The organism is Microbacter margulisiae (assembly GCF_014192515.1).
GTDB lineage: Bacteria > Bacteroidota > Bacteroidia > Bacteroidales > Paludibacteraceae > Microbacter > Microbacter margulisiae.
In genome coordinates, this window is sequence record NZ_JACHYB010000002.1 from 118,922 (window position 1) to 130,084 (window position 11,163).

The window sequence follows — 11,163 nt, forward strand, 5'->3', positions numbered from 1 at the left end:
TGATTAGCACTGATAGATCAAAAGAAACATTGATCATATCTATATTTATGGCAAAAAGAGAACTGATTAGTTCATTGTTGGATTTGTGTAGTATAAAAAGATTGGAGTGAAAGACACTCCAGTCTTTCGATTTAGCATAACTACAAGATTTCAAGATAGATAAATATCTGTTTTAATGCCTGCTCTCAAGAATTGTAGAACTGATGGACATAAGACTTGGGGACTATAGTTATTGATAACTTGGTAGCGTAAAATAAACTGTGTCAGTTTCAATTCTTATCAAATTTCAGATACTCAATTAATCCGATTTTTTATAATGGATAATGAAGATCCTGAGTTTTGTTGGGCAAAAACGGTTAGGGGTCGACCCCCTAATCGTTTTTTATTACAATGGCACAAAGTTTCACCATCGTTTTGTTGGGTGGAAGCAAAACTAAGAAAAATGCCTGGATATTTGTTTGATGTTGTGATTTTATTCAAATAAATTAAACCTTTCAGGAAATTTAATCGCCAGTTGTTGTGCAGTTAATCCCCAGTTTGACAGAGGCATAGTCCATTTTTTCCGGATATTGCGATAGGCCAAATACACCAATTTTTCCAATGCTGTATCATTGGTAAAAACACCTTTGTTTTTGGTAACTTTCCTTATCTGACGGTGATAGCCTTCTACGGTATTGGTGGTATATATGATTCTTCGGATAGCATCAGAAAACTCAAAATAAGCGGTTAGTTTTTCCCAATTATCACGCCATGATTTAATGACAATTGGATAATCCTTTCCCCACTTTGAATCAAGATTATCGAGTTCGATTGCTGCCTGCTCTTTGCTTACTGCTTGATAAACAAGCTTCAAATCTTTCATGAACGTTTTCTGATTTTTACTTGCAACATATTTAATTGAATTGCGGATTTGATGCACCACACAAGTTTGAACTACTGTGTGTGGAAATACGCTTTTTATAGCATCTGAAAAGCCACTAAGATTGTCCGTAGAGGCTATTAGAATGTCATTTACTCCTCTTGATTGAAGATCGGTGAGCACCGATAACCAAAAGTTAGCTCCTTCGCTTTTGGAAATATACATGCCAAGCAAATCTTTGTAACCGTTACGGTCAACACCCAATACGTTGTATATGGCTCGTGTTACAGGACGATTCTTTTCGTCCATCACTTTGTAGTGAATGGCATCCATCCAAACAATTGGATAAACACTATCCAATGACCTGCTACGCCAGGACTGAATCTCTGGCAGAACCCGGTCTGTTATGGAACTGATTGTGTCAGCAGAAACCCTGTTTCCAAGGTTTTCCTCCATCCAATGGCTTATTTCCCGAGTACTGTTCCCCAAGGCATAAAGACCAATTATACGGTCTGCAACACCTTCTGCAAGTATTGTTTCACGTTTCTTTATAAACTCAGGTTCAAAACTGGAATGGCGGTCACGGGGTGTATGAACGGTGACTTCACCCAATTGGGTTTGAACTTGTTTGGACATACGTCCATTGCGCCGATTGCCTAAACTACGCTCATCTTCATCTAAATGAGCATCCATTTCTCCCTCTAAAGCTGCATTTAGAATATTTTCTAACAAGGGCGCAAAGGCACCATCTTTGCCTAAAAGGGGTTTGCCAGATTTTATCTGTTCTAAAACTTTGGCTTGAAAAGCCTTGTAATCAAATTCTTCCATAAAAATAAACTGTATTGTAAAGTTATAAAATTATTTTATTCTTTACTGACACAGTTTAATTTACAGTCTCGATAACTTTTACAACTTCTTCTATCTTCTGTTTTGTTTTTTTGTGCATGTGCATTACACAAGATTGATTTCCGATAAGTAGGTCAGTACTATTTTAGATAAAATATCATTATCTAAAAAAGGATCAAGACAACTCCATATATAATAACCGAATGCTCGACTATTGCTAGAATTAATTTTCAATAAGATCTATCCCTTTATATCAAATGTAACAGGCATTTATTTTACCCTATCTACCATGAAAACAACGTCCAAATGTATTGTAATTGTTTTGTTGATGTTTTTTTCCATCCATGTTTTCGGACAGGTTCATTTCGAACCCGGTTATTTTATATCCAATGACGGCACAAAAACCAATTGCCTGATCAAGAACGAAGACTGGTACAACAACCCGACTGAATTTAAGTACAAGCTCTTGGCAAAGGCTAAAGTGCAGATCGGCAAAATAGCCGATATCACGGAGTTTGCTATTAATGATTATGCAAAATACGTAAGGGCAGATGTCAATGTGGATGTATCACCATCACAACTGGGTGAACTAACTAAGTTTAGAAATCCGATTTGGGAAAAAAGAATCCTATTCCTAAAAGTGTTGGTAGACGGGAAAGCGAGTTTATATATGTACAGATCAAGAACGCTTGATAACCGATTCTTTTTCAAGTGTGACAGCATGAATATCAAGCAATTGGTTTATAAAGAATATTTGCGCGATAACACAGTAGCTGTCAATAATACATTTAAGCTTCAGCTCAATGATCATGTCAGGTGCGAAAGTTGTGGGGTAAGTACAGGAGAATTTCCGGAGTATTATAAAAAAGACCTGGTTAATTATTTTATACGGTACAACCAGTGCGTCGATCCATCCTTTAAAGTAAAGCATATAACATATCAAAGGGATATCCTTCATGTCAGCTTGTTTGGCGGGATTAATTATTCTTCTCTGACAATAACAAACAGCGAGGCAAATTATTTAAATGGGGATTTTAAAAATAAGCTGAATCTTCATGCGGGGATAAACATAGAATATGTTTTACCGTTTGATAAAAATCAATGGAGTCTTTTTATGGAGCCTGAATATGATCAGTTTACATCTGATGTTCGGACAGTCTATATTAATCACATAGACTATAAATCCTTAAATCTATCGTTTGGTATAAAGCGTTATTTTTTTCTTACTGATAAATGGAAACTTTTCATAAGTGGTCAGGTTCATTCAGTTTTATCGGATAATTTTGATTCACATTATAGCAGTCAACTCTTATATACATCAGGAACATATAACTATTCGTCGAGCGTTAATTATGAAGTTAAAAATGTACCCAATCTGGCTATTGGTATTGGAGCTGAATATAAACGTCTTTATCTGGAAATACGTAAATATACAAATCAGAATATTATGCCTAATGGGGGATTATGGACGACTAGTTTCAGTACATTCACATTAAACATTGGTTACAAGCTATTTAATTTGAGTTCAAAAGGATCGAAATGATAAGTCTGATAGGAATCGAATAACAGAACAACACGAAGTTAAAAAAGGCATATTCAATTGACAATGGACAATCCCTACTGTTGCATTAACTTGTAGTATATGCATATATTATACTGATATACATTTCATTAAAATATTTCTTTGAGTTGAATGGACTATTTGTACTTTCGCATATTTTGTTTAGTGTCGTATATGTGCCTTTCGAATTATCAGAAAAGAATGAGCAGTAGTGGGAAAGCCTTTCAAATCTGGCCTTCCATTGTCATTGAGCCTAAGGACGACAAGCAAAAGATGTGGAGATTTAAGGATTTGAAAATTTGAAGATGAATACAACCAGGCAGGTAGCGTTCTTCTTTAATCTCGTGCTGTCTTATCAGTCATTCTGTTACTTTGTCATTCAGTTATTTAATTCTCCAACCCCGCCCGCTCTGCTCGTCCCCTTTCACCAAAGGGGACAGCACCAGGACATCATGTTTTGGCAACCATGGTAGCCTGTGCTTGTCTGGCAGATTAATTCTGCTGTTTTATCAGTCACCCAGTCATTCTGTCATTCTATCATTTGATTGGGGGATGGGTTAGATCTTCCCGTAACTTCTCATTTTTCTATAACCCGTTCAATTGACAGGGGCAATGAACAATGGATGATGGCTTCTTGCATGATCATCCAAAGGGTGCCATTGGGGGCAATTGTACTGTCCGGGTATAGGCCATCCGATTGAATGCGTCCCCCATGATGCCATAGCGACATCAGTTCAAAGCATACGCTAACACATGGCAGTCACCTCTTTTCCCCTGTGGGTTAATCTCTCCAATAAAGGATGCGACATAACCCAACAAGAAGCTATACTGCAGTCACTGTGATTTATAGCAACCTAACGAACATACACATGCAAGTACCTTTAGTGTACACTGTAGCTGCTAAAGTATTAACTGTAGTTTCTAAAGTATTCACTGTAGCTTCTAAAGTATTAACTGTAGTTACTAAAGTATTCACTGTAGCTTCTAAAGTATTCACTGTAACTACTAAAGTATTCACTGTAGCTTCTAAAGTATTAACTGTATTTGCTAAAGTATTAACTGTAATTACTAAAGTATTCACTGTAGCTATTAGAGTAAACACTGTAAGGCTACCCGGTTCAGCCGTTAAATCGTTAGTTCCTATGCGGCAGGCAACAAAACCATGTGTTACGTGAGCGCTTCGTATTGTGCCGTGCTGCGATCCCCTTTTTATCCGGCCGGATGAAATAAAAGCAAAAACGCCTAACTTGTTTGTTGTTATAATGATTATTTTTGCTCACGCAATGAGCTCCAATAGCCTGCCGATGCATCATCCCATTAGGAAAGCAAGCATTCTTGCCCCTTGCATTCAAAGCATCAGGTCTGCTGTGAGCAACAGAGTCATACACTATTCATCTTTAAATAAAACAACTATGCCGGACGGATCACGCATTCCACGTACAATAGAAGGATTTGACATATACATCAGGATAACATCTGCTTATTTCGAAAAAGGGAGTCCTGCTACCCATGCGGTACGTCTGGGAATCACGGAAGGGGAGGTGGAGCAATGGAACGATTACTGTACGCAATGGTGCGCTCTGCATGCCTTGTATATAAATAAGCAAATAAGCCGCACCACAGTGGTCATAAACAAGATGCGGGCCATAATTCAGCAAGCGGTAACCTTCAATCAAACCTATTCCATTCTGGAGCGTATCGCCGCTTCGCCCAACATGACGATTGGCGACCTGGAAACATTCCGCATTAAAAGGGGGCCACTGCAGAAGAGCACCCATACCGTGCCGCAAACATCAGTCAAAGAATTGGTGGATGTAGTGTTGAAACCACTGGGTGGGGGAATGTTTGCCATGAAGTGCTATTCCGGTTTGCATAAAAGGCCTTGCATAAACCCTGCAGCCGACTCTGTGCAATACCTCTACATGACAGGCGACACTCCACCTGCTTCTGCCGGAGAGGCAACCCTCATTACCGGACTGAGCACCAAAGCCTGTTTCCGGCTGGCCCTGCCGGGAGGTAGCCGGGGAAAAACACTCTACATCTATTTCCGTTGGTACAACACCAAACGTCCCAACCTGTCAGGCCCCTGGAGTAAATTAAAAGATGAGCTGATTCTATAAACGGGGAATCAATACCTGCCTGAAATTTGATGAAATTTTCGCTGACACTGTTTCATTTAAACTACCATACAACCACATGCCAGGGCCTTCAATGATTTCACGGGGAAAACTCCCTCGCGTATCCTGAGGCCGTATTAAGGCTTTTTTTCTCTTTTCTTCCTCCGGATATCCCTGTTTGAAGCTTCTTCAAGGCGCCTTGAAGCTTCTTCAGGGTTCGGCCTATTGAATACACTGAGTCTATCCAATTGGGAATCCCGATATCTGTGGTTATTGACAGATTATACATCCAACCGAACAAATAATGATTTTTTTTAGCTGATTTTTAGGCCAGAAAAGCCATAAAACGTGCCTTTCCATGTGAAATATTTTCACCTATTAGTTAATGTATTGTGATTTAGTTGTTTGTATAAAGCTAATTTTACAGTTTTCCATGCAATATTTATTGTTATTTATGGTCATATCTACCATTTATCCTATTTTTATTGTCAAAAATAAATATGTTAATCATAATTTCGTCAACAAATAATTAACACACTGCCTATGAAAAATAGTTACGCTTCCTTCTTTTTCCCCTTATTTATATGTATGCTGCTGACGGTCGCCGGCGTTAAAGCCCAACAGACCCCTGTCACCGTACTTTACAAGCACCGAAACCTGCCCCAGGCAGGCGACTCCCTCATCAAGCAACAGGAAGCCTGGATCGACCCCGGGGCAGCGGGACAAAACATCACCTGGGACTTCCGCACCGCGAAAGCCGTGAACGACAGCTACAACGTACGCTACCGCGCCCTCTCCACCGATACCACCCGGATAGGCGCCATCGAACACCGCACCCTCTACCGCTATCAAGTGACGGGTGACTCCCTCTGGCAAACCGGCTATGAGAATGCCACCACAGAGATGACCTATACCCGGCCCGAACTTGCCATGCGTTATCCCTTCCGCTATGGCGACACCATCAGTTTCCACTTCACCGGCACCGGAGAATACTGCCACCGCATCCCGCTGCACGTGGAAGGCACCACCACCGTGACAGCCGACGGGACAGGCACCCTCTACACCCCCCTGGGACTCCAATTCAAAAACGCCCTGCGCATAAAGAGCCTCCGCAACTACACACAGACAGGTGTGGACAGTGTGCAGATGCAACTGGTGACCTACTCCTGGTACGTATGGGGCAACCGCTACCCCATCTTCGAAACCATAGAGACCACCAGTCAGAAGAGCGGGGCAGCCCAAACAGAACACCACGTAGCTTCCTTTTTCTTCCCACCCGAAGAACAGGCCCAAAGCGAACGGGACACCACCGACTGGGAACAACCCAATCCTGCTGCAACGCCCAATCCCATCGACGCGGTCTTCACCCGGTGCCGGCTCCTGCCCAACCCGGTAGAAACGGAACTGCGGATTGAGTACACCCTGACACGCGACGCCACCATCTCCTTCTCTATACACGACCAGATGGGTATCGCCCAGATCGTCACCCGGCCCAAACAGGAGACCGCCGGGCAATACACGGAAGTGGTACAGATGGGAGGCCTGCACATGGGCATCTATCCCCTCTATGTCACCGTGGACAACATGGTGAAACAACTGCAGGTGATGAAGAAGTAGTCTAGTAGGTGGTAGGTAGTAGATAGTAGGAATCTGAAAATCTGAAATTAAAAGAAGATGTATTCAGTTGACAATTGACAATGGAAATCCACATACAGCGGTTAGCGGCAAATGGTAAATATAAATACAACAACATGACATTTGTTTCAAAGAACATATAATTGTTTACATAAAAGCACCAATGAAGAAAAATAAATAACAGATTAACTATGAATAAATTTAGATTTTTGGCTATGATATTATTGCAAATTATAGCTTGGCAAACCTTTGCACAGATGATGACAACTCCAATCAACATACAAAGTCCCAATGCCGCAGGTTTGGGTAAATACGGAATCATTCCTGTTTCATATTATACAGGAACACCAAATATTACAATTCCAATACATACGTTAAACACAGAGGGTATTTCCCTACCAATCTATCTTCAATATGATGCTTCAGGAGTTAGAGTGAATTCTCATGCAAGTTGGGTAGGACAAAATTGGTCATTAAATGCAGGAGGAGTAATAACCCGCAGTGTACAATGGGATGTTGATGAATGCTCGATCTCAGGGTTCAAATGGGGGTATTTTAACTCGTATAATCAGTTATCAGCAGATGGAAGCAATTTGTCATCTTTATTGGGATATGACCTGGAACCCGATATTTTTTCATTCAATTTTATGGGTAAGACAGGTCGATTTTTTTTGGGAAATGATGGACAATGGAAGGTATTCAGTGATTCTAATCTGGATATTATTTTTGATATATCAGATTCTACTAATGGAGCAATACCACCTTTTGGTTATATTCCTGAATGGTCTTCCTTTAATAGAATATTTTCACCAACAATTTACGGATTTCGTATCAGGGATGACGAAGGCAATATTTATGAATTTGGCTACAATACCAATGCAATAGAATATTCATTGGATTTTTTTAAACAACTTCCTGCATTGACAGACCATATACATCCAGCCCAATGGATTGCCAATGCTTGGTATTTAACAAAAGTAACCAACAAGTATGGTAGGGTAATTTATACATTCAATTACCAACGCGATTATTTTATTGCAGATTTCTATTATTCATATACTATGCAAAATGTTCAAAATGTTTATTCTTCATTTTTTAATATAAAAGTATCAAGTGGATCAACGTCATTCAATCCGACCGGTAGTATGGGAGGAAATTTGATTTCTCCTGTGTATCTTACTTCAATTAATTCAATAGACGGAACAACAGTTACGTTCGGAAGAAGTAATTCATGGAATATTTACATGGCAAATAATTTTGCTGTTCAAGCCGGTGATTTGTGGAATGTTTACCAAAATGCAATTGGAAATAACGGCATGGGTACTTATCCTCTATTTTATTATACTCAGAAAAACACCACGGGTTATACATATAATCCGAATAATTTGGATTATATCAGCGACAATCCACTTGCAGGATTAATGTGGAAAAAATTAGACTATATTTCTATCAACAACATCGGATTATCAAAATACTATTCCTTTACTTACAACAATAATCCGCAGCAACATATGTTTCTAACTAAATTAAGCTTGTATAACACAACATCTTCTAATGGAGGAACTCCTTTACAAGGATCGTATGATTTTACTTACAATAACTATGCAGCTTTGCCATTTCAGATGTCTAAAGCTATAGATCATTGGGGATATTATAACGGATCACCCTATACGGAACCAACCGACACAAGCGGGTTTGCAAATTATTTCCGGCAACGATCTCCCAATCCTTCATATATGCAATATGGTATTCTTACATCTATTTCTTACCCAACCGGAGGCCGCACTACTTTCGAATACGAACCTAATACTTTCAGTGTAGTTGTTCCTCAATCAAGATGGTCTGAAACTAGTCAATATAATGGGACTCGCACGATGGCTCCGGCGTCTGTCAATAATTATAACTCATGGGATAAATATGTTTATACCGGAGGTGGATTACGAGTGAAATCTATCACTGACTTTGATGGAAGTAATGTTTCAACAAGAATATTTAAATACGTATCTGATTATGAAACAAATAAAAATTCCATACAAAGTAGCGGTATTTTAGCAAGATCACCCCAATATTACTGGAGAAATCAAGTGATACCAACCTATAATGAAAGCGGCTCTCACACCACAAATATTTTTAATATTCAATCCATTGTTCCATTATCTAATAATTTTGAGGCTCCAGTTACTTACACAAAAGTAATAGAAGAAGAACCAGGAAATGGATATACAGTCTATAATTTCAGCAATTATGACACGCAGGCTTGTGATGATCCAGCTAATCAACCATTTACTGTGTATAATAGTCCATATACGAAATGTGGTGATCGTGGATTTATGAGAGGAAAATTGCTTTCTCAAAAAAAATATGATCAAGCAGGGAATCTCGTTCAACAAATTACAAATACTTACCGTACAGATAATTTTGCTTCCCAATATGTTCTTGCCGCAAATTATATGATATATAATATTCCCACCACAGGAATTTTATATCAGACGGGAGTCATTTATAAAATGTATTATCCAAAGTATGATATCCAGCAACAAACACAAACGGATTATTTAAACGGAGTTGCAAATACGACTCAAATAAATTTTGGCATGAAGGATTATGTAATTCAGTGTTCCACAAATAGACAAGCCAATGTCCGGTTATTGGGGTCAAAAACCACAACAACATCTGATAATAAAACTTTAACAGAAACGTACCAGTATCCTATGGACAATACGGCATTGCCTTATACCTCCAATTTAATTACAGCATTCCGAGTAGCCCAACCCAATCAGACAAGCGTATCCAAAAATCTTATTCAAACAAAATATACTCAAACTGTATATCAGCTCAATAATAATCAGGTTGTCCCTTATCAAATAGTTTCAAGGTTTGGTAATGCTCCAAATCTTAATGTTGATATCACATTTGATCAATATGATCCGTATGGTAACTTACTTCAGTACACGGCAAAAGGATTGACATATTCCGTTATATGGGGCTATAACACAACCGTTCCAATAGGATTGGCCAAGAATATTCAATACAATAGCCTTCCATCTGGCACTATTCAAACCCTACAACAGAGTACTACATCAGATGATACGAGAAACAGTTTATTTAATCAGCTAAGAAGTCAATTTCCTAACTCACAAATAAACAATTATACGTATAACAATCAGGATGAAATTAATTCAATCACAAATCAAAAAGGTATATCAGAAAGCTTTCTCTATGACGCTTTAGGGCGTTTAATACAAGTAAAAAATCACGATTTGCAAATAACTGATAATTACGCTTATCATTATTACAGTCAATCAGCTCCCCAAAAATATTATAATAGCGAACAAAGCGCTGTATTTACCAAAAGTGGATGTTCTGCAGGATATACTCCAACCCAGGTTACTTACACAGTGCCTGCTGCAAAGTATACTTCTGTCATTTCCCAGGCTGATGCCGACCAGCAGGCGTTGAATGATATAAACAGCAATGGACAGGCATATGCAAATGCCAATGGGTCATGTTCTCCCAATATGAATAATATTTATTTGACAAACAATTCAGGATACAATGGGTATATTTTCCCCATGTATATTGATGGGGTACTTTATGATTTTCCTGCGAACGGAGTGTCAAATTCATTAGTAACATCCATTCCAACAGGCACCCATACATTTAAGTTCCCTTGTGGCCCGACAAGTTCTTTTGTGATGACACCAAATAGTACTCCTATTCCGGTATCTACATGTGGCACACAATTTTCATTGATGGTTACCTCAGGTATTACTTTTAGTTTTTACACTGTACAATCAATGTCGGCCAATCTGACAACTGCATCTACACCTCCGGCTAATTTCTGTACGCATGGTTGCAGTTATACTAAAACAGTTTATCTGGCAAACTATACCTACTATTATGACAGCGAAAAAACACAACCGGTCAAGGAAACCCTTATTTTTCCTTACAGCAATAATCCCAACAACCTTATATATGTCCTTAATGGTAGTGGAGTCCCTACCGGGTTGACTTTTTCCTGCCCATGATATATGAAATGGTATAAAACGGAAAAATACGAATAACAGAGAATCACAGAAGCAAATAAAAATATTTAAATCAATAAAGATATGAGCCGTTTATTCATTCTAAATCTATCCACTGAT

The 11,163-nt window shown here is 38.9% G+C and carries 6 protein-coding genes; 5 read left to right on the forward strand and 1 reads right to left on the reverse strand.

All coding sequences use genetic code 11. The features are described 5' to 3' along the window. Positions 1–472: 472 nt before the first annotated feature. Entirely contained in the window at positions 473–1,687 is a 1,215-nt protein-coding gene (locus FHX64_RS09710) for an IS256 family transposase (protein ID WP_183413669.1), read from the reverse strand. A 307-nt stretch (positions 1,688–1,994) separates the two neighbouring features. On the opposite strand from FHX64_RS09710, the gene FHX64_RS09715 reads away from it, so the two are divergent. From FHX64_RS09715 to FHX64_RS09735, 5 genes are all read left to right on the forward strand, one after another. Beyond that, on the forward strand, positions 1,995–3,248 hold the full coding sequence (locus FHX64_RS09715) for a porin family protein (RefSeq protein WP_183413670.1): 1,254 nt from the start codon (positions 1,995–1,997) through the stop codon (positions 3,246–3,248). A gap of 887 nt (positions 3,249–4,135) precedes the next feature. Continuing rightward, complete coding sequence (locus tag FHX64_RS09720) at positions 4,136–4,441, forward strand: hypothetical protein (RefSeq protein ID WP_183413671.1); 306 nt, start codon at positions 4,136–4,138, stop codon at positions 4,439–4,441. A 237-nt stretch (positions 4,442–4,678) separates the two neighbouring features. Further along, positions 4,679–5,386, forward strand: a complete 708-nt coding sequence (locus FHX64_RS09725; protein WP_183413672.1) for a zinc ribbon domain-containing protein — start codon at positions 4,679–4,681, stop codon at positions 5,384–5,386. A gap of 540 nt (positions 5,387–5,926) precedes the next feature. Then, positions 5,927–7,000: a hypothetical protein gene (locus FHX64_RS09730; protein WP_183413673.1), complete on the forward strand. Its 1,074-nt coding sequence runs from the start codon at positions 5,927–5,929 to the stop codon at positions 6,998–7,000. A 209-nt stretch (positions 7,001–7,209) separates the two neighbouring features. Then, complete coding sequence (locus FHX64_RS09735) at positions 7,210–11,046, forward strand: DUF5977 domain-containing protein (RefSeq protein ID WP_183413674.1); 3,837 nt, start codon at positions 7,210–7,212, stop codon at positions 11,044–11,046. Positions 11,047–11,163 lie beyond the last annotated feature (117 nt).

What these genes read in the sequence shown, in the direction of transcription:
- FHX64_RS09710 (WP_183413669.1), bottom strand. Translation starts at nt 1,687, where the DNA reads ATGGAAGAATTTGATTACAAGGCTTTTCAAGCCAAAGTTTTAGAACAG.
- FHX64_RS09730 (WP_183413673.1), top strand. Translation starts at nt 5,927, where the DNA reads ATGAAAAATAGTTACGCTTCCTTCTTTTTCCCCTTATTTATATGTATG.
- FHX64_RS09715 (WP_183413670.1), top strand. Translation starts at nt 1,995, where the DNA reads ATGAAAACAACGTCCAAATGTATTGTAATTGTTTTGTTGATGTTTTTT.
- FHX64_RS09735 (WP_183413674.1), top strand. Translation starts at nt 7,210, where the DNA reads ATGAATAAATTTAGATTTTTGGCTATGATATTATTGCAAATTATAGCT.
- FHX64_RS09720 (WP_183413671.1), top strand. Translation starts at nt 4,136, where the DNA reads ATGCAAGTACCTTTAGTGTACACTGTAGCTGCTAAAGTATTAACTGTA.
- FHX64_RS09725 (WP_183413672.1), top strand. Translation starts at nt 4,679, where the DNA reads ATGCCGGACGGATCACGCATTCCACGTACAATAGAAGGATTTGACATA.